At 42.8% G+C, this 25,959-nt stretch carries 25 protein-coding genes; 23 read left to right on the plus strand and 2 right to left on the minus strand.

The genetic code is table 11. From position 1 onward, the window contains the following. The first annotated feature begins 2 nt into the window (after positions 1 to 2). On the plus strand, positions 3 to 1,643 hold the full coding sequence (gene yidC, locus C0W29_RS17520; protein ID WP_045045555.1) for a membrane protein insertase YidC: 1,641 nt from the start codon (positions 3 to 5) through the stop codon (positions 1,641 to 1,643). A gap of 115 nt (positions 1,644 to 1,758) precedes the next feature. Continuing rightward, positions 1,759 to 3,126, plus strand: a complete 1,368-nt coding sequence (gene mnmE / locus C0W29_RS17525) for a tRNA uridine-5-carboxymethylaminomethyl(34) synthesis GTPase MnmE (protein ID WP_045045554.1) — start codon at positions 1,759 to 1,761, stop codon at positions 3,124 to 3,126. Between the two features lie 62 nt (positions 3,127 to 3,188). On the opposite strand, the gene C0W29_RS17530 is transcribed toward mnmE, so the two are convergent. Next, positions 3,189 to 3,731 (minus strand): ATP:cob(I)alamin adenosyltransferase, encoded by a 543-nt coding sequence (locus tag C0W29_RS17530; protein ID WP_045045553.1) that lies wholly within the window; start codon positions 3,729 to 3,731, stop codon positions 3,189 to 3,191. Between the two features lie 140 nt (positions 3,732 to 3,871). Here C0W29_RS17530 and C0W29_RS17535 point away from each other — a divergent pair, with 140 nt between their 5' ends. The 21 genes from C0W29_RS17535 to C0W29_RS17635 all read left to right on the plus strand — a co-directional run bounded on the left by C0W29_RS17535 (position 3,872) and on the right by C0W29_RS17635 (position 24,352). Then, positions 3,872 to 4,789: an ABC transporter substrate-binding protein gene (locus C0W29_RS17535; RefSeq protein ID WP_052671705.1), complete on the plus strand. Its 918-nt coding sequence runs from the start codon at positions 3,872 to 3,874 to the stop codon at positions 4,787 to 4,789. Continuing rightward, positions 4,767 to 5,807 carry a FecCD family ABC transporter permease gene (locus tag C0W29_RS17540; protein WP_045043564.1) on the plus strand — a complete coding sequence of 347 codons (1,041 nt, stop codon included), beginning with the start codon at positions 4,767 to 4,769 and terminating at the stop codon, positions 5,805 to 5,807. The genes C0W29_RS17535 and C0W29_RS17540 overlap by 23 nt, the downstream gene beginning before the upstream one ends. After that, on the plus strand, positions 5,804 to 6,571 hold the full coding sequence (locus C0W29_RS17545) for an ABC transporter ATP-binding protein (protein WP_045043565.1): 768 nt from the start codon (positions 5,804 to 5,806) through the stop codon (positions 6,569 to 6,571). The genes C0W29_RS17540 and C0W29_RS17545 overlap by 4 nt, the downstream gene beginning before the upstream one ends. Positions 6,572 to 6,923: 352 nt before the next feature. Beyond that, a complete protein-coding gene (gene mioC, locus C0W29_RS17550; RefSeq protein WP_045043566.1) occupies positions 6,924 to 7,370 on the plus strand; it encodes an FMN-binding protein MioC in 447 nt (148 codons plus the stop codon). A 426-nt stretch (positions 7,371 to 7,796) separates the two neighbouring features. Then, entirely contained in the window at positions 7,797 to 9,686 is a 1,890-nt protein-coding gene (gene mnmG, locus C0W29_RS17555; protein ID WP_045043567.1) for a tRNA uridine-5-carboxymethylaminomethyl(34) synthesis enzyme MnmG, read from the plus strand. A 10-nt stretch (positions 9,687 to 9,696) separates the two neighbouring features. Beyond that, positions 9,697 to 10,317, plus strand: a complete 621-nt coding sequence (rsmG, locus tag C0W29_RS17560) for a 16S rRNA (guanine(527)-N(7))-methyltransferase RsmG (RefSeq protein WP_045043568.1) — start codon at positions 9,697 to 9,699, stop codon at positions 10,315 to 10,317. A gap of 16 nt (positions 10,318 to 10,333) precedes the next feature. Further along, complete coding sequence (locus tag C0W29_RS17565) at positions 10,334 to 11,128, plus strand: ParA family protein (RefSeq protein WP_036789099.1); 795 nt, start codon at positions 10,334 to 10,336, stop codon at positions 11,126 to 11,128. A gap of 9 nt (positions 11,129 to 11,137) precedes the next feature. Beyond that, entirely contained in the window at positions 11,138 to 12,037 is a 900-nt protein-coding gene (locus C0W29_RS17570) for a ParB/RepB/Spo0J family partition protein (protein ID WP_045043569.1), read from the plus strand. 176 nt (positions 12,038 to 12,213) lie between these two features. Further along, entirely contained in the window at positions 12,214 to 12,603 is a 390-nt protein-coding gene (locus C0W29_RS17575; protein ID WP_036789097.1) for a F0F1 ATP synthase subunit I, read from the plus strand. Between the two features lie 8 nt (positions 12,604 to 12,611). Beyond that, positions 12,612 to 13,415 carry a F0F1 ATP synthase subunit A gene (atpB, locus tag C0W29_RS17580; RefSeq protein ID WP_045072187.1) on the plus strand — a complete coding sequence of 268 codons (804 nt, stop codon included), beginning with the start codon at positions 12,612 to 12,614 and terminating at the stop codon, positions 13,413 to 13,415. A 66-nt stretch (positions 13,416 to 13,481) separates the two neighbouring features. Next, complete coding sequence (gene atpE / locus C0W29_RS17585; RefSeq protein ID WP_012551447.1) at positions 13,482 to 13,739, plus strand: F0F1 ATP synthase subunit C; 258 nt, start codon at positions 13,482 to 13,484, stop codon at positions 13,737 to 13,739. Between the two features lie 82 nt (positions 13,740 to 13,821). After that, a complete protein-coding gene (atpF, locus tag C0W29_RS17590; protein WP_045043570.1) occupies positions 13,822 to 14,292 on the plus strand; it encodes a F0F1 ATP synthase subunit B in 471 nt (156 codons plus the stop codon). Between the two features lie 16 nt (positions 14,293 to 14,308). After that, on the plus strand, positions 14,309 to 14,842 hold the full coding sequence (gene atpH, locus C0W29_RS17595; RefSeq protein WP_036789089.1) for a F0F1 ATP synthase subunit delta: 534 nt from the start codon (positions 14,309 to 14,311) through the stop codon (positions 14,840 to 14,842). A gap of 16 nt (positions 14,843 to 14,858) precedes the next feature. Beyond that, positions 14,859 to 16,400 (plus strand): F0F1 ATP synthase subunit alpha, encoded by a 1,542-nt coding sequence (gene atpA, locus C0W29_RS17600; protein ID WP_036789087.1) that lies wholly within the window; start codon positions 14,859 to 14,861, stop codon positions 16,398 to 16,400. A gap of 45 nt (positions 16,401 to 16,445) precedes the next feature. Next, the gene (gene atpG, locus C0W29_RS17605) at positions 16,446 to 17,312 is read left to right on the plus strand and encodes a F0F1 ATP synthase subunit gamma (RefSeq protein ID WP_036789085.1); all 867 of its coding nucleotides are present in this window, start codon (positions 16,446 to 16,448) and stop codon (positions 17,310 to 17,312) included. Between the two features lie 32 nt (positions 17,313 to 17,344). Continuing rightward, positions 17,345 to 18,751, plus strand: a complete 1,407-nt coding sequence (atpD, locus tag C0W29_RS17610) for a F0F1 ATP synthase subunit beta (RefSeq protein WP_045043571.1) — start codon at positions 17,345 to 17,347, stop codon at positions 18,749 to 18,751. A 17-nt stretch (positions 18,752 to 18,768) separates the two neighbouring features. Continuing rightward, positions 18,769 to 19,191: a F0F1 ATP synthase subunit epsilon gene (locus C0W29_RS17615; protein WP_036789081.1), complete on the plus strand. Its 423-nt coding sequence runs from the start codon at positions 18,769 to 18,771 to the stop codon at positions 19,189 to 19,191. 246 nt (positions 19,192 to 19,437) lie between these two features. Then, positions 19,438 to 20,796: a bifunctional UDP-N-acetylglucosamine diphosphorylase/glucosamine-1-phosphate N-acetyltransferase GlmU gene (glmU, locus tag C0W29_RS17620; protein WP_036789079.1), complete on the plus strand. Its 1,359-nt coding sequence runs from the start codon at positions 19,438 to 19,440 to the stop codon at positions 20,794 to 20,796. Between the two features lie 235 nt (positions 20,797 to 21,031). Continuing rightward, on the plus strand, positions 21,032 to 21,805 hold the full coding sequence (locus C0W29_RS17625) for a DeoR family transcriptional regulator (protein ID WP_045043572.1): 774 nt from the start codon (positions 21,032 to 21,034) through the stop codon (positions 21,803 to 21,805). A 36-nt stretch (positions 21,806 to 21,841) separates the two neighbouring features. Continuing rightward, positions 21,842 to 23,677: a glutamine--fructose-6-phosphate transaminase (isomerizing) gene (glmS, locus tag C0W29_RS17630; protein WP_045045552.1), complete on the plus strand. Its 1,836-nt coding sequence runs from the start codon at positions 21,842 to 21,844 to the stop codon at positions 23,675 to 23,677. A 300-nt stretch (positions 23,678 to 23,977) separates the two neighbouring features. Then, the gene (locus tag C0W29_RS17635) at positions 23,978 to 24,352 is read left to right on the plus strand and encodes a helix-turn-helix transcriptional regulator (protein WP_045043573.1); all 375 of its coding nucleotides are present in this window, start codon (positions 23,978 to 23,980) and stop codon (positions 24,350 to 24,352) included. A gap of 50 nt (positions 24,353 to 24,402) precedes the next feature. Here the strand turns inward: C0W29_RS17635 and ilvA are convergent, their stop codons facing one another. Continuing rightward, positions 24,403 to 25,956, minus strand: coding sequence for a threonine ammonia-lyase, biosynthetic (gene ilvA, locus C0W29_RS17640; protein ID WP_045043574.1), 1,554 nt, complete (start codon positions 25,954 to 25,956; stop codon positions 24,403 to 24,405). Between the last annotated feature and the right edge of the window lie 3 nt (positions 25,957 to 25,959).

The following is a 25,959-nucleotide window of genomic DNA, read 5'->3' on the forward strand; positions in this document are numbered from 1 at the left end:
CCATGGGTTCCCAACGTAATATTCTGTTAATTGCCCTACTGTTTGTCTCATTCTTGCTATTTCAGCAATGGCATGGCGACAAAAACCAGCAACCAACGAAGCCGGATGTAGCGCAGCAAGTCAATAACAATAGTGGCATTCCATCACATTCAAGTGATAATCAGCCACTGACTGACCAGAAAACTTCAACTAACTTAATTACCATTAAAACGGATGTACTGGAATTAACAGTCGACACGCTTGGTGGTGATGTTATCAATGCCAAACTACTCAAATACGACAACACTCTCGGTTCTAAAGACCCGTTTGTTTTATTAAGTGATACTGATGGCCGTGATTATATTGCGCAGTCAGGCTTAATTGGAACTAACGGTTCAGATTCACCAACACACGGCCGCGCACAATACACTGTTGCTGCGAAAAACTTTGTGATGGCAGCAGATCAAAACGAACTACGTGTACCAATGACATTTACTAAAGATGGCATTAGCTACATCAAAACATTCGTTTTCAAACGCAACGATTATGCGGTTAATGTTGATTACACAGTCGACAACAAAACTGACAAGCCAGCGAAAGTACAAATGTACGCTCAGCTACGTCACCGCCTAGAAAGCAAAAGTGGCGGCGGTATTCAAGGCATGGCAATGCACACCTACAACGGTGCAGCATACTCAGCTAACGATACTAAATACAAAAAATACAGTTTTGATGACATCAAAGAGAAAAATCTTAACCAGTCAGCGAATGACGGCTGGGTTGCTATTATGGAGAACTACTTCGTATCAGCATGGATCCCTCGTGATGGCAAAGATCAGACATCTCAAGTCTACAGCAGCGATAACAATGGTGTAGGTTACATCGGCGTACGTATGCCGCTAGAGACTGTTGCTCCTGGTCAAACTAAAGAAATCAAAGCAACACTATGGCTTGGTCCTAAGCTGCAAAAAGAAATGGCAGCAACAGCAACTAACCTAAACCTAACTGTTGATTACGGTTGGTTATGGTTCATTGCTAGCCCACTGCATAAATTGCTTTCTTTCATTCACGGTATTGTTGGTAACTGGGGTGTAGCAATCATCATCCTAACGCTAATTGTTCGTGGTGCTATGTACCCACTAACAAAAGCGCAGTACACCTCAATGGCGAAAATGCGCATGCTACAGCCTAAGATTCAGGCGATGCGTGAGCGTTTAGGTGATGACCGTCAACGTCAAAGCCAAGAAATGATGGAACTGTACAAAAAAGAGAAAGTAAACCCACTGGGTGGTTGTTTACCTATCATGCTACAGATGCCAATTTTCATTGCACTATACTGGGCACTAATGGGATCAGTTGAATTGCGTCATGCGCCATTCTTCGGTTGGATTCAGGATCTATCAGCACAAGACCCGTACTACATCCTACCAGTCCTAATGGGTGTATCAATGTTCCTTATCCAGAAGAACAGCCCATCAACGGTAACGGATCCAATGCAGCAGAAAATCATGACCTTTATGCCGGTTATGTTTACTTTCTTCTTCCTATGGTTCCCATCTGGTCTAGTACTTTACTGGCTAGTATCAAACGTTGTTACTCTGATTCAACAAACCATTATTTTCCGCGCGTTGGAGAAAAAAGGTTTACACAGCAAAGCTAAATAAGCTCTCACTGTGAATAAAAGGCGACCTTAGGGTCGCCTTTTTTATAGGCGAAATTAGGCGTAAACCCTCACTCTAGTTTACAATCATCAAGTCATTTTTAAGCAAAGCCAAGGTTATGAATCAACATATCGATACTATCGTTGCGCAAGCAACACCACCGGGCCGTGGCGGCGTCGGCATCATTCGCGTCTCAGGTCCTAAAGCGAAAGAAGTAGCACTAGCCGTTGCTGGCCGAGAGTTAAAAACCCGTTATGCCGAATACCTGCCATTTAAAAATGAAGATGGTACCGCGCTCGATCAAGGGATCGCGCTATTTTTTAAAGGCCCTAACTCATTCACCGGCGAAGATGTGTTAGAACTACAAGGTCACGGCGGCCCGGTATTGATGGATATGATGATCCGTCGCATTCTTAATATTGATGGCATTCGTCCAGCGCGCCCAGGTGAATTCTCTGAGCGTGCATTTATGAACGATAAGCTTGATTTAGCTCAAGCGGAAGCCATTGCTGACTTAATTGATGCCAGCTCAGAAGAAGCCGCTAAAAGTGCCTTTAAATCACTACAAGGTGTGTTCTCAAATAAAGTGAATGAGTTAGTTGAAGCATTAATTCATTTACGTATTTTTGTTGAAGCAGCAATTGATTTCCCTGAAGAAGAAATAGATTTTCTTTCTGATGGTAAAGTCAGTGGTGATCTTAATGCCATCATGACTCGTCTTGCAGATGTGCGTAAACAGGCCAACCAAGGCGCTATCATGCGTGAAGGCATGAAAGTGGTGATCGCTGGTCGTCCTAATGCCGGTAAATCAAGCCTCTTAAATGCTTTATCAGGTAAAGACAGCGCAATTGTGACCGATATTGCTGGCACCACCCGTGATGTTTTACGTGAACATATTCACATTGATGGCATGCCATTACATATTATTGATACCGCAGGTTTACGTGAAGCGACCGATGAAGTAGAACGCATTGGTATTGAACGCGCATGGGATGAAATTGAACATGCCGATCGGGTGTTGTTCATGGTTGATAGCACCACCACCGATGCCACCGATCCCAAAGATATCTGGCCTGACTTTATTGAACGTTTACCGACTAACATGGGCTTAACGGTCATTCGTAATAAAGCTGAACTGACCGGTGAAGCAACAGGAATCAGTGACGTTAACAATTCAACCGTAATCCGCCTCTCAGCGCGTACAGGCGACGGTATTGATGAGTTACGTGAACATCTAAAGCAATGTATGGGATTTGCTGGTACGACTGAGGGGGGCTTTATGGCGCGCCGTCGTCACTTAGATGCTCTAGAGCGTGCGGCTGAACATTTAGAGATCGGTAAAGAACAGCTAGAAGGCTTTATGGCAGGGGAAATCCTAGCAGAAGAATTACGTCTAGCTCAGCAGCACTTAAGTGAGATCACTGGTGAGTTTACATCGGATGATTTACTGGGACGTATCTTTACTTCGTTCTGTATCGGTAAGTAATCACTAACCTTACTGCTAACACTTAAAAAACGTCACATATTATTGATATGTGACGTTTTTTATTATTTTTTAGCTTCGGGCTTAGGATAATTTATGCTGATATATTCAGGCTCTTCAATCCCCGCCTGCTGATTAAGTACCCGCGTTAACGCAAACAAATAATTCACCAACAAATTACTGAATCTTGGCAATGTTGATGGCACTTTTTTACCGACAGCATCGACTTTAACCAATTGCCGCACAACTTTCTTCGCTAAACTACGGCATTGATGTAATTGCACCACCGGCCCAACACCACGTGGTAATACAAAACGCTTATTATTATCGCTAACTTGGCTGCGAAAATAATGGTAATCCGCTTTGAGCTTACTAATATCAGCTTCAAAAATACCGCATTTACCTCGAATAGAACCATTTAAATGAAAAATACGTGGCTGCAACCAGATTAATGATTGCTGCACTTCCCCATCGTCTAGTTGTGAAATCGCTAACCCGACATAAGTACACAATTCGTCGGTGAGAATTTCAAAATCACACAAGGGTGAATCTTCAAAAATGAATGGATAAGCGAGCTCGTCAATATCGCCAGAAAACTTTAATACCATTACTTTATTCGTCCTTACCAAATAAGACTAATTCGAACCGCAGACTGTCATTGACAGCGCTGCCAAAATCGCTAACTATGTGCGCAAAATTTGCTTGCCAAGGATGATGCAAGTTCACCATCTGCTGCATATGGAAAATTATGTACCGACTACTTAAAAATTTATTTTTTATTGGCTGCTTATGTAGTAGTTCAATCTGCTTGAGTGCCGAAACCTCTTATCCCATCACTATAATTGATGCCAGTCAGCATGCGGTAACATTACCCAAAATGCCGACGCGAGTTGATTCTAAAAGCATGTTTAGTGATCAGGTATTAATGGCATTATTACCGCTAAAAAATATCACCAGTTTAAGTCGACTAAGTAAAGATGAGACTTATTCTATCATTGCTGATCAAATCCCTGCCTCATTACCGTTACGCGATCTTAATGTCGAACGTATTATTGCTGAACACCCCGATTTAGTGTTGGTTGCAAGCTGGAGTGACGGCCCTAAAATAGCCCAATTACGTGCTGCAGGCATCAAGGTGTTTGTGATTAAAACGGTTTACAGCCTGCAAAATATTGAAAAAAATATTTTATTAGTAGGAAAACTGGTTAATAAAACCACTGCAGCTACCGCAGTAGTTGCAACGATGAAGCAGAAACTTAAACAGCAAATTATTATTCCAGAAAAACAGCTAACCGCTATTGAATACACTCCGTGGGGCGCATCCAGCAATCATAACTCCACCATCAATACTATTATCAGCCACGCTCAGCTCAAAAATGTAATTGCGTATACCAGTGGTGATAAATTCGGCCAAGTGCCGATCGCTAAAGAGCAACTATTAAGCCTTAATCCCGATGTTATTATTATTCCTGGTGCCGATAGTGATGGCTTTAAACAACAATTACTGCATGATCCTGCACTGCAAACCTTAACCGCTATTCGTGATCGCCGCGTTATTAGTTTGCCGCATTCACTGCGCTCAACCGATAGCCAATATATTGCCGATGCTATCATCTACCTTAATCATAAGGTTTATCAACCTCATGCTCAGCCATCAATACATTAAACCGCTACAGGGCATCGTCGCATTAATCGGATTATTACTGTTATTAATGCTTTACCTTAGTCTCGGCTCTGTCGCCATCCCTATTAATGATATTTTTGCAATGTTTGTCAGTTACCTCCACGGTGGTGAAACGTTAGCACAACAACAACACCCATTAGTTTCAGCGATCATATTACAGATCCGTTTACCACGTGCTTGTGCGGCAATATTGGCTGGGAGTGCATTAGCATTAGCCGGTGCTTGTAGCCAAGGCTTGTTCAGAAATCCCCTTGCCAGCCCCGATATACTAGGCATTAGTGCTGGTAGTAGTTTTGCTGCAGTTGTCGCTATTGTCAGTGGCTTAACCATGGTCAATCCAGCGTTATTACCCTTAGTGACAGCCATTGGGGCTTTAACTACTGCTACTATCGTGTATTTAATTGCACGTCAAACTCAGCAGCATGGATTGTTTATTATTTTAGCCGGACTAGCAGTATCAAGCTTGTTAGGAGGACTAACCATGGGAGTACTATTAACCGCTCAACAATATGAAGTGAGCGAGTTTGTGTTCTGGACTATGGGCGGATTAGACGCGCGTACATGGCAACAATTATTGTGGCCAACGCCAATAATAATTATTGCTGCTTGGGTATTATTGCGTCATGGCCAAACCTTAAATTTACTCGCCCTCGGTGAGCAAAATGCGCATGGAATGGGGATCAACGTTCGCCGCAGCCGCAGGTTATTACTACTATTAACCACTTTACTTACAGCAATGGCAATTGCTGTCGCTGGCCCAATTGGCTTTATTGGTTTAATCGTGCCACATCTAGCACGCTTACTGGTTGGCCCTAATAATCGTATTTTACTGCCATTTTCAGCCCTATTTGGCGCAATGTTCCTTCTAAGCTGTGATCTTATTGCCCGTACAGTTATTGCGCCAAATGAATTAAAAACAGGGATTATTACCGCCATTATTGGGGGGATCTATTTTATTATCCTATTAATACGCAGCCAATATAAAGGATTACAATCATGATCCCGCCACTTACCGTCAACCAGCTAAGTTACCACCAAGGATCACAACCATTACTGCAGAATATTAACTTTGCTATAAACCCTGGTGAGTTAGTCGGTATTATTGGCCCTAACGGTGCCGGTAAAAGCACCCTCCTCAAATGTCTCAGTGGTTATATAACCCCAAGCCATGGCAGCATCTGTTTATTTGAACAACCACTTAATCGTTATAGCCATCAACAGCGGGCTCAACGTTTAAGTTATTTACCCCAACATACTGAACCTGCCTTTGGTTTTTTAGTTAGAGACATTATTTATTATGGTCATCAGCAATCAACCATAGTATCAAAACAAGAAATAAATAATATTATTAATCAGTTACAGATAAATGAATTATTAAATCGACCAATCAATCAGCTTTCAGGAGGTGAGCAACAGCGGGTTCATTTTGCACGCTTATTAATTCAAAATGCCGCTATAATGCTACTGGATGAGCCAACCGCAAGTCTTGATATTGGCCATGAATCACTACTACTAAATATTCTTAGCCATCATTGCCAACAAGGTAAAAGTGCACTAATTGCCATTCATAACCTCAACACGGCGATTACGTTTTGTGATCGATTATTATTGCTCGAACACGGCCAACAAATCGCACTAGATACCCCAAGCAAAGTATTAACTCCGCAACAAATCACCGCGCTTTATCATCACCACGTCAGTGTTACTCACCACCCAGACACGCAAAAACTCCTTATTTTACCGCAACGACATCAGATCATTTAACCTTTGCGATCAGCGCTGGGATCACAAATAACCATGATCATAAGCTTGTGCAAACAATAAGGGGATCATGTGGGTAAGATCATCATTAAAAATAACCATCATTAATGTCATTCTCTTATCATGATCTTGTTAGTCATTATAATTACTTACTTTTAGGCTTAAATACCCACATTTTTTCCCGCGCTTACCCCCATTATTCGCTGGTGGATAAAAAAAATAGCCTTTCAGTGAATAAAACGGCTCAGTTATGCCATAAAGGCTATCTTTATAGGGCTTGATCTCAGTACAATCTCAGCCTGATATTTACGCTTCATACGATGATCCCATCGAAACGCCTACTCTGAGGATAATTATGTCAACTATTACTCTGATCACCGGCAGTACCCTTGGTGGTGCCGAATATGTCGCCGATCATTTAGCTGAACTATTAACAGCCCAAGGCCATCAAGCTGATATTGTCAACCAACCGGCGTTGTCACAGCTAAACCAAGATACTATTTGGCTGATTATTTGTTCGACTCATGGTGCTGGTGATTATCCAGATAATTTTATCGCCTTTGCCAATGCCCTCAAGCAACAACAACCAGCGCTTAAACAGCTCAAGTTCGCTGTGATTGGCCTTGGAGATAGCAATTACGACACTTTTTGTGCGGCAGGCAAAAATATTGAGGCTTTATTACTACAATTAGGTGCAACGGCAATCGCTGAGCGACTTGATATTGATGTATCAATGACGCCAGTACCTGAAGAACCAGCAGAAATCTGGTTTGAAGAGTGGCAAACTTACCTTAACGGTTAAAAAACGGTCAATAGTTACTCAATAAATAATCCTATTTAATGCTTTTCTCTGTGGATAACTATAGATCTAAACGGTGATCAACCCATAGTTATCCATTTAATAACTTATAGAGTCCCGACCCCCTGTGTATAAGTAGCTATTTTGATCCCAGCATACTATCAGGAAGATCCAAGCTACTCCACAGCAAATGATCTTCCTTAAATGCATGATCATAAGGATCATTTAGCGGTTATCCACACGATCAGTGGATCCTAATAGTAGATCTAACAGAAGATCTCTTTAAAAAGATCTTATATATATTTAAACAGAGTAAATCGTCGATCAAATGATCTTTATGAAAGATTCTCTCTTGCCAAGAAACAGGATAGAATGTCGTCCCTTTGCTCGAGTTAACTCACTGGCTATTTAAATACCTGAGGAAGTTTCATGTTTTACCAGGAAAAATTTGATGTCATCGTTGTGGGTGGCGGTCATGCCGGTACAGAAGCGGCACTGGCAGCAGCCCGGATGGGACAAAAAACCTTACTGTTGACCCATAATATCGATACGTTGGGCCAAATGTCGTGCAACCCAGCTATCGGCGGGATCGGGAAAGGACACCTGGTTAAAGAAGTTGATGCCCTTGGTGGCTTGATGGCACGTGCCATCGACAAAGGCGGAATTCAGTTCCGTACTCTCAACTCTTCCAAAGGCCCAGCAGTACGGGCAACACGTGCACAAGCTGACCGTGCACTTTACAAAGCAGCAGTACGTAACGTATTAGAAAATCAGCCAAATTTAATGATTTTCCAACAAGCTGTGACAGATTTAATTGTTGAAAATAATCGCGCAACAGGCGTGGTTACAGAAATGGGATTAAAATTCCACGCCAAGGCTGTGGTATTAACCGTAGGAACATTCCTTGGTGGTAAAATCCATATCGGTTTAGAAAATTACAGCGGTGGTCGTACTGGTGATCCAGCATCAAATGCATTGGCTGACCGTTTACGTGAACTACCGTTACGCGTGGATCGTTTAAAAACAGGTACTCCACCACGTATTGATGCCCGTAGTGTCGATTTTAGTGTGCTTGAAACCCAGCACGGTGATAACCCGACCCCAACGTTTTCGTTTATGGGTAAGAAATCGGATCACCCACGTCAAATTCCATGTTTTATCACTTACACCAATGAGCGTACCCATGAGGTTATTCGTAATAACCTCGATCGTAGCCCAATGTATGCAGGTGTGATTGAAGGTATTGGCCCGCGTTACTGCCCATCAATTGAAGATAAAGTAATGCGTTTTGCGGATAAAAATAGTCACCAAATTTTCATTGAGCCTGAAGGCTTAACAACCAATGAACTTTATCCGAACGGCATTTCTACCAGTCTTCCATTTGATGTTCAAATGCAAATTGTTCGTTCAATGAAAGGCTTTGAAAACGCAACGATTATGCGTCCAGGTTATGCGATTGAGTATGATTTCTTTGATCCGCGAGACCTGAAGCAAACCTTTGAAAATAAATACATTGATGGTCTGTTCTTTGCGGGACAAATTAACGGTACTACCGGTTACGAAGAAGCGGCAGCTCAAGGCCTAATGGCTGGTATGAACGCTGCACTGCAAACGCAAGACAAAGAAGGTTGGAGTCCACGTCGTGATCAAGCCTATATGGGTGTATTGATTGATGACCTATCAACCATTGGTACCAAAGAACCTTACCGTATGTTTACTTCTCGTGCAGAATACCGTTTGTTGTTACGTGAAGATAATGCCGATTTACGTTTAACTCCAATGGGACGTGAATTGGGTTTAGTGGATGATGAGCGCTGGGCGCGTTTCAATCAAAAACTAGAAAATATGGAACAAGAACGCCAACGTTTGAAAGATATTTGGGTTAATCCAAATTCGGATCATATTGAAAGTTTGAATAAGATCCTTAAGTCACCGATCGTTCGTGAAGCCAATGGTGAAGATCTTCTTCGCCGTCCAGAAGTGAACTATGAGCAATTAACCAGTATTGAAACTTTTGCGCCGGCTCATGAAGATATTGAAGCGCGTGAGCAAGTTGAAACGCAAATTAAGTATCAGGGTTATATTGATCGTCAACGTGATGAAGTAGAAAAATCATTACGTCATGAGACCACTAAATTACCGTTTGATCTTGATTACAGTTTGGTGAAAGGCTTATCGAATGAAGTGGTGATTAAGCTTAATGATGTTAAACCAGAATCTATTGGTATGGCATCACGTATTTCAGGTATTACACCAGCGGCAATTTCATTGTTATTGGTATATTTGAAAAAACACGGTTTGCTTAAAAAAGGCGAATAAGGGCTAGATAATGAAACAACGTTTAATACAACTTATCGCTCAAACTGAATTACAGGTCACAGAACAACAACTTGATCAATTGATTGGTTATGTGCAACTGCTGCACAAATGGAATAAAGCGTATAATCTGACTTCAGTACGTGATCCTAATGAAATGTTAGTTAAACACATTATGGATAGTATTGTGGTGAGCCAGTATCTAGATGGTGAACGTTATATTGATGTTGGTACTGGGCCTGGATTACCAGGGATCCCATTAGCCATTATGTGTCCGGATAAATCGTTTACTCTGCTTGATAGTTTAGGCAAGCGGATTCGATTTATTCGCCAAGTGATCCATGAGCTAAAAATTACCAATGTCACCGCAGTACAAAGTCGTGTTGAAGAATTTGATCCAGGTGAAGGTTTTGACGCGGTATTAAGCCGTGCTTTTGCCTCAATGTCAGACATGGTCAATTGGTGCCACCATTTGCCAAAACAAGGCGGTCAATTTTTCGCACTTAAAGGTCAGTACCATCAGGATGAAGCTTCAGAGCTCCCTGAATGGTGTACTGTCGTTGAGGTTAAATCTTTGCACGTTCCTGACCTCGAAGGCGAACGTCATTTAGTAGTCTTGACGGCCAAAGATTAATTGTTGAGGTTTTTTTGTGGGAAGAATCATAGCTGTTGCAAATCAGAAAGGTGGTGTTGGTAAAACAACATCGTGTGTCAATCTGGCTGCTTCATTGGCTGCTACTCAGCGTAAAGTATTAGTGATCGATCTTGATCCTCAAGGCAACGCTACCATGGCCAGTGGGGTCGACAAATACCAAGTCGAAGCCACCGCTTATGATCTTTTGGTTGATGAAACTCCTTTTAATCAGGTTGTTATTAACGAAACCACGGGTGGCTATCATTTGATAGCCGCTAATGGTGATGTTACCGCTGCTGAAATTAAACTGATGGAAGTGTTTGCTCGCGAGACGCGGTTACGTAATGCGTTGGCTTCGGTGCGTGATAATTACGATTATATTTTTATTGATTGTCCACCATCATTAAACTTGTTAACTATCAACGCAATGACTGCTGCAGACTCGGTATTAGTACCAATGCAATGTGAATACTTTGCTCTTGAAGGTTTAACAGCATTGATGGATACCATCAGTAAATTAACCGCAGTGGTTAATAGTGATCTTAAAATTGAAGGTTTGTTACGGACCATGTTTGATCCGCGTAATCGACTTTCTAATGAAGTATCACAGCAACTTAAAAAGCATTTCGGTGATAAAGTATATCGTACTGTTATTCCACGAAATGTACGCCTTGCTGAAGCGCCAAGTCATGGTCGCCCAGCAATGTATTATGACAAATATTCCAGTGGTGCTAAGGCGTATTTAGCGCTAGCAGGTGAAATGATTCGCCGTGATGAATTAGCACTGCAAGCCACTCAGGTTGAAGCGTAAAGGTTTTCCATGAATTTCAATAAACGAGGCTTGGGCAAAGGCCTTGATGCCCTATTAGCCACCAGCAATGTTGCTCAAGCTAAGAAACAACAGAGTGATGAGCATGCTGCACAACAAGCTGCAATCGATGGTGAACTACGCCAAATTGCAGTTACAGCGCTTACTTCAGGTCAATATCAACCCCGTAAAGCAATGGCTGCTGATGCACTGACTGAGTTAGCGGACTCAATTCGTGCTCAAGGCATTATTCAGCCGATTGTTGTACGTCGTCTTGATAATCAACGTTATGAAATTATTGCCGGTGAACGTCGTTGGCAAGCTGCCCGTCAAGCTGGGTTAGAGGTTGTGCCTTGTATCATTAAAAATGTTGATGATCGTGCCACTGTTGCCATTGCACTGATTGAAAATATTCAACGCGAAGATCTTAATGCGATTGAAGAAGCACGTGCTTTAGAGCGTCTACAGCAAGAGTTTTCATTAACTCATCAGCAGGTTGCTGACGCTGTGGGTAAATCTCGTGCCGCGGTTTCTAACTTACTGCGATTAAATCAATTGTCTGATTCTGTCAAACAACTGGTTGAACAAAAACAGTTGGAAATGGGTCATGCAAGGGCTTTATTGGCCTTAGATGATCAGCAACAGTTAGCTACAGCACAAATCATCATCAATAAGTTGTTAACTGTGCGCGAGGCTGAAAAGCTAGTCAAAACACTGTTAAATCCAACTGCGCCAGCAGCGAAGTCGGTACCGCAACCACAAACTGTTGCATTGCAATTAAGTTTGAGTGAGCGTTTTGGTACCAAAGTTGCCATTAATCAAAATAAAAATGGTAAAGGTAAAATTGTTATTAATTTCGACCAACAAGATAAACTAGCGCAAATTCTTGCAATGTTAGGCCACGAACTGTGATCTAGTCGCGGTAATTTTTGATTAGAAAATTACTCGATGGTGATTAGGTTATTTTGTTGTAAAATATAAATGTTTTTTTTGCTGCAATAAGATTGCATTCAATCTATTCAGCCGTATAATTTTCGCTGTATTTCCCTGCACTCATGTGTCGTGGAATGGACTCGAGGAACGAATACATGGTATCGGCGCTAGTGAAACCGGGACGCCAGTTGGCAAAACGGTTGCTGTTACTACAATCTGGCGTCGTAGTTGCTACGGCATTAACGGCAGTCTTCGCTGTCAATGTTGACTGGGGAATCTCTGCACTTATCGGTGGTGGTATTTTTGTAATTGCCAATACCGTGTTTGCTATGTGTGCGTTTATGTATAGTGGTGCCAGGAAGGCACGATTAGTCATGGCGTCATTCTATGGCGGAGAAGTGCTAAAAATCCTCATAACAGTCATCCTTTTTGCCGCAGCTTACCTGTATAAAGGGGTGGAACTTGTTCCCCTCCAACTAACCTATTTGCTGGTTCTTGGTATTAATATTTTTGGACCGGTTTTATTCATTAACAACAACAAATAGGATGAGTTATGGCTGCGCCAGGTGAAGCGCTAACGCCGTCAAGCTACATAACCCACCACTTAACTAACCTGTCGACAGACAAACTCGGTTTAGTGAGTGAAGGTAGTTTCTGGACGGTAAATATCGACAGCCTTGTTTTTTCTGTTCTGACCGGATTATTCTTTTTATGGGTATTTCGTAAGGTAGCAAAACAGGCGTCATCAGGAGTACCAAGTAAGTTACAATGTTTTGTTGAAATGGTAGTTGAATTCGTTGATACCAACGTTAAAGATACTTTCCATGGCCGCAATCCACTTGTTGCTCCGTTAGCACTAACCATTTTCTGTTGGATTTTACTGATGAACATCATGGACCTAGTGCCAATTGATTTTCTTCCGTATGCCGCACAAAGTGTTGGGATCCCTTATTTGAAAGTGGTTCCAAGTGCTGACGTTAACATCACTATGGCAATGGCGTTAGGCGTATTCGCATTGATGATTTACTACAGCATCAAAGTGAAAGGTCTGCTCGGCTTTGCTAAAGAACTGGCTCTTCACCCGTTCAATCACCCAATTATGATTCCGTTTAACCTGCTTCTTGAAGTGGTATCGCTAATTGCGAAGCCTATTTCATTAGGGATGCGTTTATTCGGTAACATGTTTGCTGGTGAAGTGGTGTTTATTCTTATCGCGGCGTTGATGCCGTGGTGGGCTCAATGGCTAGGCTCGGTACCGTGGGCTATTTTCCACATCCTGGTCATTACAATTCAAGCATTCGTATTCATGATGTTAACTATTGTGTACCTGTCTCAGGCACATGAAGACAATCATTAACGATTATTTGTAAATTTTATATTTTTTATTGGCACTTTAGCCGACAACTATAAACTGGAGATAGTGATGGAAACTTTACTAAGCTTTTCTGCAATTGCCGTGGGCATTATTGTAGGTCTTGCTTCCCTTGGTACAGCGATCGGCTTCGCAATTCTTGGTGGTAAATTCCTTGAAGGCGCTGCACGTCAACCTGAAATGGCGCCAATGCTGCAAGTTAAGATGTTCATCATCGCAGGTCTATTGGATGCGGTACCAATGATCGGTATCGTAATCGCGTTGCTATTCACATTCGCAAACCCATTTGTTGGCCAACTAGCTGGCTAATAAACCGCTGTGATCAGCCTTTCTCAAGAAGGCTGACTCCAGAGTAAATGGACCCTAGCAACCCTTTTTAAGGAGATGCGTTGTGAATATGAATGCAACTTTGCTGGGTCAGGCTATCGCTTTCTTCTTATTTGTCGTGTTCTGCATGAAATATGTATGGCCGCCAATTATGGAAGCGATTGAAGAACGTCAGAAAAAAATTGCTGACGGTTTGGCAGCAGCAGATCGCGCTGCCAAAGACCTGGACCTTGCACAAGCTAATGCTTCTGATCAATTGAAAGAAGCGAAACGCGCCGCGAGTGAGCTGATTGAACAGGCAAATAAGCGTAAAGCTCAAATTGTCGATGACGCTAAAATTGAAGCCCAAGCTGAGCGTGAGAAAATTCTTGCTCAAGGTATGGCTGAAATTGAAGCTGAACGTAATCGTGCTCGTGATGAGTTAAGAAAACAAGTTGCAACTCTAGCTGTGATTGGCGCTGAGAAGATCATTGGTCGCTCCATCGATGTGGAAGCGCAAAATGATATTCTTAACAAACTCACTGCAGAACTGTAATTAAAGGGGCAAGCACATGTCGGATATGACTACTATCGCACGCCCCTACGCTAAAGCAGCATTTGACTTTGCGGTCGAGAAAGGCGAACTAGCACAGTGGGCAGAAATGCTAACTTTTGCTGGCGCTGTGGCAAACAATGACACTATGCAAGATATTCTTGATAGTGGCTATGCCGCTGACAAGCTTGCTGAAATTTTTGTTTCAGTATGCGGTGAGCAACTCGACGAATTCGGTCATAACCTAATTAAAGTTATGGCTGTTAATGGACGCCTCAATGCGCTACCTGATGTCTGTGGTGAATTCATGCTGATGAAACATGAGCATGAAAAAACCATCGAAGCCATGGTGATATCTGCCATCGCTCTTGATGAAAACCAGTTAGATGCGATCAGCGCCAAACTTGAGCAGCGTTTAGCACGTAAAGTGATGTTGACCTGCAGTGTAGACGAGACCCTGATTGCTGGGGTCGTAATTAGAGCTGGAGACCTTGTTATCGATAACTCTGTACGGGGAAAATTGAACCGTCTGAGCGATACTTTGCTGTCTTGATTTGGGGAATTGGAGCATGCAACTTAATTCCACGGAAATTAGCGCACTGATCAAACAACGTATTGAAAATTTCAACGTTGTAAGTGAAGCGCGTAACGAAGGTACTATCGTTTCTGTAAGCGATGGTATTATTCGAATCCATGGCCTTGCTGACGTAATGCAAGGTGAAATGATTGAACTACCAGGCGGACTGTTCGCCTTAGCACTTAACCTTGAGCGTGACTCTGTAGGTGCGGTAGTTATGGGCCCTTATGCTTCACTACAAGAAGGCATGAAGGTAATCGGTACTGGTCGTATTCTTGAAGTACCGGTTGGTCCTGCACTACTTGGGCGTGTTGTTAACACCCTAGGTCAGCCTATTGATGGTAAAGGTTCAATTGAAACAGAGACATTCTCTCCTGTTGAAGTAATTGCACCAGGTGTAATCGATCGTAAATCTGTTGATCAGCCAGTTCAAACTGGTTACAAAGCAGTTGATGCGATGATCCCTATCGGTCGTGGTCAGCGTGAGTTGATTATCGGTGACCGCCAAACGGGTAAAACCGCGATGGCTATCGATGCCATCATTAATCAGAAAAATTCTGGTATCTACTCTGTGTATGTGGCTATTGGCCAGAAAGCTTCAACGATTGCGAACGTAGTTCGTAAACTTGAAGAGCACGGCGCATTGGAAAATACTATTGTTGTGGTTGCATCAGCTTCAGAAGCTGCTGCGTTACAATACCTTGCACCCTACTCAGGTTGTGCAATGGGTGAGTATTTCCGTGACCGTGGCGAAGATGCACTGATCGTATACGATGACTTGTCTAAACAAGCTGTTGCTTATCGTCAAATCTCACTATTGCTAAAACGTCCACCAGGTCGTGAAGCATTCCCTGGTGATGTTTTCTACCTTCACTCTCGTCTTCTTGAGCGTGCATCACGTGTTAGTGAGCACTACGTTGAGAAATTTACGAACGGTGAAGTGACAGGTAAAACCGGTTCTTTGACTGCGCTACCTATCATTGAAACTCAAGCTGGTGACGTATCGGCATTCGTACCGACTAACGTTATCTCTATCACCGATGGTCAGATCTTCCTACAAACAGAACTGTTCAATGCTGGTATTCGTCCAGCGGTTGATCCAGGTATTTCTGTATCGCGTGTAGGTGGTGCTGCCCAAACTAAAGTTATCAAGAAGCTTTCAGGTGGTATCCGTACTGCCCTAGCACAGTACCGTGAACTAGCTGCGTTTGCTCAGTTCTCGTCAGACCTTGATGATGCAACTAAAAAGCAGCTTGATCACGGTCAGAAAGTGACTGAGTTGATGAAGCAAAAGCAATACTCGCCAATGTCTGTATTTGAGCAAGCTATTGTTATTTTTGCTGCCGAAAAAGGCTACTTGAGCGATGTTGAACTTGCTAAGTTAGCTGATTTCGAAGCTGCGTTGCTTTCATTTGCCAAAGGTCAATTTGCTGAGTTAGTAGCTCAAATTGATGAAACGGGTGCTTACAACGATGATATCGAAGCGCAGTTTGCGAAACTGCTGCAAGATTTCAAAGCGACCCAAACTTGGTAATTGGTTGGTGATCGCTTAGCGATCACCTTCTAACGGAGAGTGACGATGGCCAGCGCAAAAGAGATTCGTAATAAGATCGGTAGTGTTCAAAATACACAGAAGATCACTAAAGCGATGGAAATGGTGGCAGCTTCTAAAATGCGTAAAACGCAAGAAGCGATGGAGTCATCACGTCCATATGCACAAACTATGCGCAAAGTGATCGGTCACATCGCCCTTGGTAGCCTTGAGTATAAACATCCTTATCTCGAAGAGCGTGAAGCCAAGCGCGTCGGTTACATCATTGTTTCTACAGATCGTGGTTTGTGTGGTGGCTTGAACATTAACTTGTTTAAAAAAGCCATTAACGATGTGCAGACCTGGTCTGAAAAAGGTGCAGACGTTGATCTCGCGTTAATTGGCGCGAAAGCAACGGCCTTTTTTAATAACTACGGCGGCAACGTAACGGCTCAAGTATCAGGCCTTGGTGATTCACCAACGGTTGATGAGCTGATCGGTACTGTTGGCGTAATGCTGAAGAAATATGATGAAGGTCAATTAGATCGCTTGTTCCTGGTATACAACAAGTTTGTAAATACCATGGTTCAAGAACCGGTGATTGATCAATTGTTGCCTTTGCCTAAGTCAGAAGACGAAGAGATGCAGCGCAGCCATTCTTGGGATTATATTTATGAGCCCGAGCCAAAACCTTTACTTGATGCTTTATTGGTTCGTTATGTTGAATCACAAGTGTATCAAGGGGTGGTTGAGAACCTTGCCAGTGAGCAAGCGGCACGAATGGTAGCAATGAAAGCTGCAACAGATAACGCAGGTGATCTGATTGATGACTTGCAACTTGTGTATAACAAAGCCCGTCAGGCGGCGATCACACAAGAACTATCAGAAATCGTTTCTGGTGCATCTGCTGTTTAAGGCAAAGAATTAATAAGTTTAGAGGATTAACGATGGCTACAGGTAAGATCGTCCAGATCATTGGTGCAGTAGTCGACGTAGAGTTTCCACAGGACTCTGTACCCAAAGTATATGATGCCCTACATGTTGATGCGAAAGAAAAAGGTACATTAGTACTGGAAGTTCAGCAGCAACTTGGTGGCGGTGTTGTGCGTGGTATCGCAATGGGTACTTCTGATGGCTTACGTCGTGGTTTGTCTGTAGAAAATACAGGCCGCCCTATTGAAGTACCAGTGGGTACGGCAACACTAGGACGTATCATGAACGTTCTAGGTCAACCCATTGATGAGTGTGGTGAAATCGGTGAGCAAGAGCGTTACGCTATTCACCGTCCAGCGCCAAGCTACGAAGAACAATCAAATGCAACCGAACTGTTAGAGACAGGCGTTAAGGTTATTGACCTTATTTGTCCGTTTGCTAAGGGTGGTAAAATCGGTCTATTTGGTGGTGCTGGTGTAGGTAAGACCGTTAACATGATGGAACTTATCAACAACATCGCCCTACAACACTCAGGCCTATCGGTATTTGCCGGTGTGGGTGAGCGTACGCGTGAAGGTAACGATTTCTACTTTGAAATGCAGGAAGCTGGGGTTGTTAACCTTGAGAAGCCTGAAGAATCAAAAGTAGCGATGGTTTACGGTCAGATGAACGAGCCTCCAGGTAACCGTCTACGTGTTGCTTTGACTGGTTTGACTATGGCTGAGCGTTTCCGTGATGAAGGTCGTGACGTACTGTTATTTATCGATAACATTTACCGTTACACCCTAGCAGGAACCGAGGTTTCAGCACTATTGGGTCGTATGCCTTCTGCGGTAGGTTACCAGCCAACATTGGCTGAAGAGATGGGTGTGCTGCAAGAGCGTATCACATCAACTAAGTCTGGTTCTATCACCTCAGTGCAGGCGGTATACGTACCTGCCGATGACTTGACTGACCCATCACCAGCAACAACCTTTGCTCACTTAGATGCAACAGTTGTACTATCGCGTCAAATCGCATCGCTAGGTCTATACCCTGCGATCGACCCATTGGACTCAACATCACGTATGCTTGATCCTTTGGTAGTAGGTCAAGAGCATTACGACATTGCGCGTGGCGTTCAAAGTTTACTACAGCGTTATAAAGAGCTGAAAGATATCATCGCAATTCTAGGTATGGACGAGCTATCTGAAGAAGATAAGCAAGCTGTATCTCGTGCGCGTAAGATTGAACGTTTCCTTACACAGCCTTACCATGTAGCAGAAGTATTTACCGGTTCGCCTGGTATTTACGTATCACTTAAAGATACGTTACGTAGCTTTAAAGGTATTTTAGGCGGTGAATACGACGATATCCCAGAGCAGGCATTTATGTACTGTGGTGCGATTGAAGACGTATTAGAAAACGCCAAAAAACTGTAAGCTAATTAGGAGGCAATATGGCAGCGATAACCTTTCATCTGGATGTAGTTAGTGCTGAGAAACGTTTGTTTTCTGGCCGCGCTGAAAGTATTCAGGTAACAGGTAGCGAAGGTGAACTGGGTATTCATGCCGGTCACACGCCGTTGTTGAGTGCGATTACTCCGGGTATGGTACGTATTATCAAGCAAGGTGGCGAAGAAGATGTTATTTACATTTCTGGCGGCATGCTTGAAGTACAGCCTGGTATCGTAACCGTACTTGCTGACACCGCTATTCGTGGTATTGATTTAGATACTGCGAAAGCTGAAGAAGCAAAGCGCCAAGCTGAAGAAAGAATTCATAATCAGCATGGCGATATCGATTTTGCCCAAGCAGCCAGTGATCTAGCAAAAGCAATTGCTCAGCTACGCGTTATTGAATTGACCAAACGTCTACGTTAATCATATTTAATGACTGCATTATAAAAAGCGACCTTAGGGTCGCTTTTTTTATATGATTAATAACAATAACATATGTTAGATAGTCTAATGGTTGCTTTTTGATTATGTATAAATAAAACTTGTTTATACGGAGTTTTTTACTTGGTTATTTTTTAGTTAAAATACACAGTTCACCTTAAACCTATGTGCATCTACAGGTACAATAGGGATATACAAACCATATATGCGTTCAGAGGAATATTCATCATGAGCTTTAGTGCTGTGATTCTTGCCGCGGGAAAAGGCACCCGTATGTACTCTAACTTACCCAAGGTACTTCATACTCTTGCTGGTAAGCCAATGGTTAAACATGTAATTGATACTTGTAATGATATCGGCTCAAGTAGCATCAACCTTGTTTATGGTCATGGTGGCGATACCATGCAGCAAGTATTAGCCAAAGAAAATGTTAATTGGGTACTACAGGCGGAACAACTTGGTACTGGACATGCGGTTAACCAAGCAGTGCCGAATCTTGCCGATGATGAGAAAGCATTAATTTTGTACGGTGATGTGCCGTTAATCAGTGCGCAAACGTTAGAGAACTTACTTGATGCACAACCTGATGGCGGGATTGCATTACTGACCGTGGTACTTGATGATCCAACGGGCTACGGTCGTATTGTGCGCCGTAATGGTCCAGTCGTTGCGATTGTTGAGCAAAAAGATGCCACGGAAGAGCAAAAGCTAATTAAAGAAATCAATACCGGGGTGATGGTTGCTAACGGTGGTGATCTTAAACGTTGGTTATCTTCACTTAAAAATGAGAATGCTCAGGGTGAATATTACCTGACAGATATTATTGAAATTGCTCATAACGAAGGCCGTGCTGTTGAAGCTGTTCACCCTGCGTTAGCAATTGAAGTTGAAGGGGTAAATAACCGCGTTCAACTTGCGCGTCTTGAGCGTGCGTTCCAAAGTATGCAAGCTGAGCGTTTATTAGAGCAAGGCGTAATGTTACGTGATCCTGCTCGATTTGATTTACGTGGTTCACTACAGTGTGGTACCGATGTTGAAATCGATGTGAATGTTATCATTGAAGGCAGTGTTAGTATTGGTGATAACGTTATTATCGGTGCCGGTTGTGTACTGAAAAACTGTGAGATTGATGATAATAGTATTATCAGTCCTTACAGTGTTATCGAAGGGGCTACCGTTGGTGAAGCCTGTACTGTTGGCCCATTTGCCCGTTTACGTCCAGGTGCTGAATTGATGGCACAAGCGCATGTGGGTAATTTCGTTGAAATGAAGCAAGCACGTTTAGGTTTAGGCTCTAAAGCCGGACATCTTAGTTATTTAGGTGATGCAGACATTGGTGCTAATGTAAATATTGGCGCGGGTACCATTACTTGTAACTACGATGGTGCTAATAAGTTTAAAACTGAAATTGGCGATAATGTGTTTGTTGGCTCTGATACGCAGTTAATTGCGCCTGTTAAAGTGGCTGCTGGTGCAACGATTGGCGCAGGTTCAACCATTAACCGTAATATCGGTGAAGATGAGCTAGTGATCACTCGTACGCCTGCACGTACGATCAAAGGTTGGAAACGCCCAACTAAAAAATAGTCTTATTCTATAACTGAAAAAATGTCAGTTTAAAGACCTTAATATTGTTAAGCAGAGCGTAAGCTCTGCTTTTTTTATGGCTAATTTTTAGTCATAGTCGTGAGTTTTAGCTGCGATTAGATTATCCCCATACTGGATTATTTTGTGATGAAAATTATTGTAATGGTATTGCAGAATCCTTTTTACTAACGCTATACTAGTTTCAAATCGAAACTTATTGTGTTGTTTAACATTCATGTCGAAACGTAATACTCAGCAACGTCGCCATGCTATTGCCGTTATGGTTAGTGAGCAAGGTGAGGTTAGCGTTGATGTTTTAGCGCATCACTTTTCCACTTCAGAAGTCACTATCCGTAAGGATCTTGCCGCATTAGAGATCACTGGCTCATTGCTGCGCCGCTATGGTGGTGCGATTGCAATGCCGAGTGAAATTGTTACAACTGAACAAACTGAGCAAGTTTCAGTGTGTAAGTTAGCTATTGCTCAAGCCGCTGCTCAGCAAATTCGCGATCATCATCGAATTATTATCGATAGTGGCAGTACGACTGCTGCATTAATCTCTCTATTGGGAGGTAAGCAAGGCTTGATCGTGATGACCAATGCCTTACATGTCGCCAATGCCCTTAATGCACTTGAAAATGAACCGACGTTATTAATGACTGGTGGTACTTGGGATCCGCATTCCGAATCATTTCAAGGCCAAGTCGCTGAATCAGTTTTACGGTCGTATGACTTTGATCAGCTATTTATTGGTGCTGATGGGATTGATGTCGAGCGTGGTACTACCACGTTTAATGAATTAATGGGTTTGAGTCGGGTCATGGCTGAAGTGTCACGTGAAGTGGTGGTGATGGTCGAATCAAATAAGGTAGGCCGTAAAATTCCTAACCTTGAATTAGCTTGGCAAGGGATCAGTACCTTAATTACCGATGAGGGGTTAAGTGATACCGATAAAGCCAGTATAGAACAACATGGGGTACGAGTGATTCGTGCTGCCGTAACAGTATAACCTCAAGATAACCAAAGCAATGGTAAAGGAATTATTATGTGTGGGATAGTGGGTGCCGTAGCGCAACGTGATGTAGCTGAAATTCTAATTGAAGGTTTACGTCGTTTAGAATACCGCGGTTATGACTCCGCAGGTATTGCGATTGTGGATAGCAACAATACATTACAGCGTGTACGTCGGTTGGGCAAAGTACAAGCCTTAGCTGATGCAGTTGAAAGTACGCCTTTAAGCGGCGGCACTGGTATTGCACATACTCGTTGGGCAACCCATGGCGAGCCTTCAGAAGCGAATGCTCATCCGCATATATCAGGCCAACATATTGCATTAGTACATAATGGTATTATTGAAAATCATCAACAATTGCGGGAGTTATTGCAAGAGCGAGGCTATGTCTTTAGTTCGCAAACTGATACTGAAGTGATTGCACATTTAGTTGATTGGGAATTGCGCTCTGCAGCTAGTCTGTTAGCGGCAGTACAAAAAACGGTACTGCAATTACAAGGTGCATACGGAACGGTTGTAATGGATTGTCGTGATCCTGAACGGGTTGTGGTTGCTCGTTCTGGGAGCCCGTTAGTGATCGGATTAGGGGTCGGTGAAAACTTTATTGCCTCTGATCAATTGGCTTTATTAAACGTTACCCGCCGATTTATGTTCTTAGAAGAAGGTGATGTGGCTGAAGTCACTCGACGTAACATTGCAGTGTTTGATCACAATGGCCAAGCCGTTGAGCGAGCGGTGAGTGAATCGACGGTTGAGCATGATGCCGCCGATAAAGGTCAATATCGGCATTATATGCAAAAAGAGATCTTTGAGCAGCCAAGTGCATTGATCAACACCATGGAAGGCCGTATCAGTAATGATCGTGTGATCATCGAAGCAATTGGCAGTGATGCCAATAAGATCCTCGATAAAGTTGAACATATTCAGATCATTGCTTGTGGTACCTCATATAATGCTGGCATGGTGGCACGGTACTGGTTTGAATCAATAGCCGGTGTCAGTTGCGATGTTGAAATAGCCTCAGAGTTTCGTTACCGCAAGTTTGTTACGCGACCAAATAGTTTATTGATTACCTTGTCGCAGTCGGGTGAAACAGCCGATACATTAGCAGCTCTCCGCCTTGCTAAACAAAAAGGCTATATGGCCGCGATGACCATCTGTAACGTGGCGGGTTCATCATTAGTACGTGAATCTGATTTAGCCTTTATGACTCGTGCTGGAGCTGAAATTGGGGTTGCATCGACTAAAGCATTCACTACTCAGCTGGTGGCATTGTTGATGTTAGTTACTGCGCTAGGTAAACAACAAGCAACAATCGATCAAGCGCAAGAACAACAAATTGTGGCTGCATTGCAGCAGCTTCCGGCTCAAATTGAAAAAGCATTGGCGTTTGATAAGCCGATTGAAGCATTAGCAGAAGATTTTGCCGATAAACAGCATGCGCTATTTTTAGGGCGTGGGGAGTTTTATCCGATTGCTGTTGAAGCATCATTAAAACTTAAAGAAATTTCTTACATTCACGCTGAAGCGTATGCCGCGGGTGAGCTTAAGCATGGCCCATTAGCACTCGTTGATGCTGAAATGCCGGTGATTGTTGTAGCCCCTACCAATGATTTACTTGAAAAATTAAAGTCAAACATTGAAGAAGTTCGCGCTCGTGGAGGACTGTTATATGTCTTTGCTGATAATGAAGCTGGTTTTGACGATTGTGATGGTATGAAGATCATTACTATGCCAAAAGTTGATGAAATTATTGCGCCGATTTTCTATACCATTCCGATGCAGTTATTGGCATATCACGTGGCATTGATTAAAGGGACTGATGTTGATCAGCCGCGTAATCTTGCTAAAGCAGTAACGGTTGAATAATCGTTTAGATTGTTTTTTAGCGTAGATTTATTTAATAAAAAAGGTGCCAGCAATGGCACCTTTTTTTGTACGATTGGGATCGCGGGTTAAGTCTAGTTATATTGGCATTGAGAACGTTTTTTTGCGAAATAGAAATGACGATCTCAAAAATGACGAACTGCAATTCAAAATAAAAAAAAGATATTAATTAAAAGGGTAATTGTCTGATTTTAGCGCCATCATGGGTTAAAAAACTTGGCGTGTCATCTGCAAGGGTTGTTATTAGTACTAATGCTGATAACAGGTTTTGTGGAGTAAATGATGGCAGATCGTAAACAAGAGATGGCAGTACGGATTAAAGAAGCCCGTGAATGGAAAGGCTTAACTCAAGTTTATATGGCACAGCAATTGAAAGTGGCACGTCAAACCTATTTAGATTTAGAAACCGGTAAAACTGAGCCTAAGGTACGGTTATTGGTTGAGATTTCTGAGTTAACCGAAAGACCATTAACGTGGTTCATTTATGGTGATTCAGGGGTAGACATTATTGAGAGTGAATATAAAGAAGAGATCGATAAATTAGTGCAGTGTTTTGGCTGTTTACCGCATTCAGCACGCCAAATTATTTTACAGCAGAGCATTCAATTAGCACAATTTATGGCGGAATATACTCGTACATTTACGCAACGCAAATAATGAAAAAGCAGCACTAGGGCTGCTTGATATTTTTATTATGTTGAATGTTGTTATTGAGCGAGAAAGAACTTATAAGCACAGTTATCAGTTTCATCTTGCCAATGATAACCCAGTTTACGCAAGTGACTGGTAAACGATAGCAGATCATGATCAGCTAATTCAAAACCACATAATACGCGGCCATAATCAGCGCCATGGTTGCGATAGTTAAATAAACTAATATTCCATTGGCTGCCTAAGGTCGATAGAAACTTAGTTAATGCGCCAGGATATTCTGGAAATTCAAAACTATATAATCGTTCTTGTAATGGTTTTGATGGTCGGCCGCCGATCATATAACGCACATGAACTTTGGCCATCTCATCATCAGATAAATCCATCACCGGATAACCGCCTTTGCGCAGATCCGCAATAATATGCTCAAGTTCTTGCTGGCCTTGAATTAAACGTACCCCAACAAACACATTGGCTAGTTTGGCATCATTATAACGATAGTTAAATTCAGTCACGGCACGGCCACCAATAAGATGACAAAATTCTAGAAATGCCCCTGGACGCTCAGGAATAGTCACTGCTAATAATCCTTCGCGTTTTTCTCCTAATTCACACCGCTCAGAGACATAACGTAAGCCATGAAAATTAAGGTTAGCACCAGATAAAATAGCGGCTAATTGTCGCTGTTGTAATTGTTGCTGCTCGGCATATTTCTTGAGACCGGCAAGCGATAACGCCCCTGATGGTTCAGCAATTGCACGCGTATCTTCAAAGATATCTTTGACTGCGGCACAAATTTCATCACTGCTAACCGTGATCACATCATCGAGATATTGTTCACATAACCGGAAGGTTTCGCTGCCAATACGTTTTACTGCGACGCCATCAGCAAACATTCCTACCTGATCCAGTGTAACCGGTTGGCCAGCATCAAAGGCTGCTTTTAAACAGGCTGAATCTTCAGCCTCGACGCCGATAACTTTAATCTCCGGTAGCAGTTGTTTTAACAGTACAGAGACGCCTGCCGCTAAGCCACCGCCGCCAACAGGGACAAAGACATATTCAAGGTGACCATTTTGTTGCACCAATTCAATACCTATGGTGCCTTGTCCAGCAATGATGGCCGGATGATCAAAGGGTGGAATAAAAGTATAGCCATGTTGCTGGGCTAACATTTCGGCATGAATTTTAGCTTCGTCAAAATTATTACCGTGTAATACCACATTAGCGCCAAAACCACGTACAGCATCAACTTTAATATCGGGTGTGGTGCGCGGCATCACGATGGTAGCATTGACCCCCAGTTTTTGGCTTGATAATGCTAATCCTTGGGCATGATTACCTGCAGAAGCTGCAATGACGCCTGCTTGGCGTTGAGGCTCAGTGAGTTGGGTCATCATGTTGTACGCACCACGCAGCTTAAACGAATGCACTGGTTGGCGATCTTCTCGCTTTAGTTGCACATGATTGCCGATGCGAGCACTGAGGCGAGTCAGGCTTTGCAGTGGGGTGACTTGCGCGACTTCATAGACAGGCGCGCGTAAAATATTGCGCAGATAGTCTGCACCGCTAAGTAAGTATTGCTCGCTGACAGGTTTCACTTCGGCCATCAG

This window comes from Photobacterium kishitanii (assembly GCF_003026355.1).
Taxonomy (GTDB): domain Bacteria; phylum Pseudomonadota; class Gammaproteobacteria; order Enterobacterales; family Vibrionaceae; genus Photobacterium; species Photobacterium kishitanii.

Excerpts from the sequence above, each read along its gene's own strand:
- yidC (WP_045045555.1), top strand. The coding sequence starts at position 3 with ATGGGTTCCCAACGTAATATTCTGTTAATTGCCCTACTGTTTGTCTCA.
- mnmE (WP_045045554.1), top strand. The coding sequence starts at position 1,759 with ATGAATCAACATATCGATACTATCGTTGCGCAAGCAACACCACCGGGC.
- C0W29_RS17530 (WP_045045553.1), bottom strand. The coding sequence starts at position 3,731 with ATGGTATTAAAGTTTTCTGGCGATATTGACGAGCTCGCTTATCCATTC.
- C0W29_RS17535 (WP_052671705.1), top strand. The coding sequence starts at position 3,872 with ATGTACCGACTACTTAAAAATTTATTTTTTATTGGCTGCTTATGTAGT.
- C0W29_RS17540 (WP_045043564.1), top strand. The coding sequence starts at position 4,767 with ATGCTCAGCCATCAATACATTAAACCGCTACAGGGCATCGTCGCATTA.
- C0W29_RS17545 (WP_045043565.1), top strand. The coding sequence starts at position 5,804 with ATGATCCCGCCACTTACCGTCAACCAGCTAAGTTACCACCAAGGATCA.
- mioC (WP_045043566.1), top strand. The coding sequence starts at position 6,924 with ATGTCAACTATTACTCTGATCACCGGCAGTACCCTTGGTGGTGCCGAA.
- mnmG (WP_045043567.1), top strand. The coding sequence starts at position 7,797 with ATGTTTTACCAGGAAAAATTTGATGTCATCGTTGTGGGTGGCGGTCAT.
- rsmG (WP_045043568.1), top strand. The coding sequence starts at position 9,697 with ATGAAACAACGTTTAATACAACTTATCGCTCAAACTGAATTACAGGTC.
- C0W29_RS17570 (WP_045043569.1), top strand. The coding sequence starts at position 11,138 with ATGAATTTCAATAAACGAGGCTTGGGCAAAGGCCTTGATGCCCTATTA.
- C0W29_RS17575 (WP_036789097.1), top strand. The coding sequence starts at position 12,214 with ATGGTATCGGCGCTAGTGAAACCGGGACGCCAGTTGGCAAAACGGTTG.
- atpB (WP_045072187.1), top strand. The coding sequence starts at position 12,612 with ATGGCTGCGCCAGGTGAAGCGCTAACGCCGTCAAGCTACATAACCCAC.
- atpE (WP_012551447.1), top strand. The coding sequence starts at position 13,482 with ATGGAAACTTTACTAAGCTTTTCTGCAATTGCCGTGGGCATTATTGTA.
- atpH (WP_036789089.1), top strand. The coding sequence starts at position 14,309 with ATGTCGGATATGACTACTATCGCACGCCCCTACGCTAAAGCAGCATTT.
- atpA (WP_036789087.1), top strand. The coding sequence starts at position 14,859 with ATGCAACTTAATTCCACGGAAATTAGCGCACTGATCAAACAACGTATT.
- atpG (WP_036789085.1), top strand. The coding sequence starts at position 16,446 with ATGGCCAGCGCAAAAGAGATTCGTAATAAGATCGGTAGTGTTCAAAAT.
- atpD (WP_045043571.1), top strand. The coding sequence starts at position 17,345 with ATGGCTACAGGTAAGATCGTCCAGATCATTGGTGCAGTAGTCGACGTA.
- C0W29_RS17615 (WP_036789081.1), top strand. The coding sequence starts at position 18,769 with ATGGCAGCGATAACCTTTCATCTGGATGTAGTTAGTGCTGAGAAACGT.
- glmU (WP_036789079.1), top strand. The coding sequence starts at position 19,438 with ATGAGCTTTAGTGCTGTGATTCTTGCCGCGGGAAAAGGCACCCGTATG.
- C0W29_RS17625 (WP_045043572.1), top strand. The coding sequence starts at position 21,032 with ATGTCGAAACGTAATACTCAGCAACGTCGCCATGCTATTGCCGTTATG.
- glmS (WP_045045552.1), top strand. The coding sequence starts at position 21,842 with ATGTGTGGGATAGTGGGTGCCGTAGCGCAACGTGATGTAGCTGAAATT.
- C0W29_RS17635 (WP_045043573.1), top strand. The coding sequence starts at position 23,978 with ATGGCAGATCGTAAACAAGAGATGGCAGTACGGATTAAAGAAGCCCGT.
- ilvA (WP_045043574.1), bottom strand. The coding sequence starts at position 25,956 with ATGGCCGAAGTGAAACCTGTCAGCGAGCAATACTTACTTAGCGGTGCA.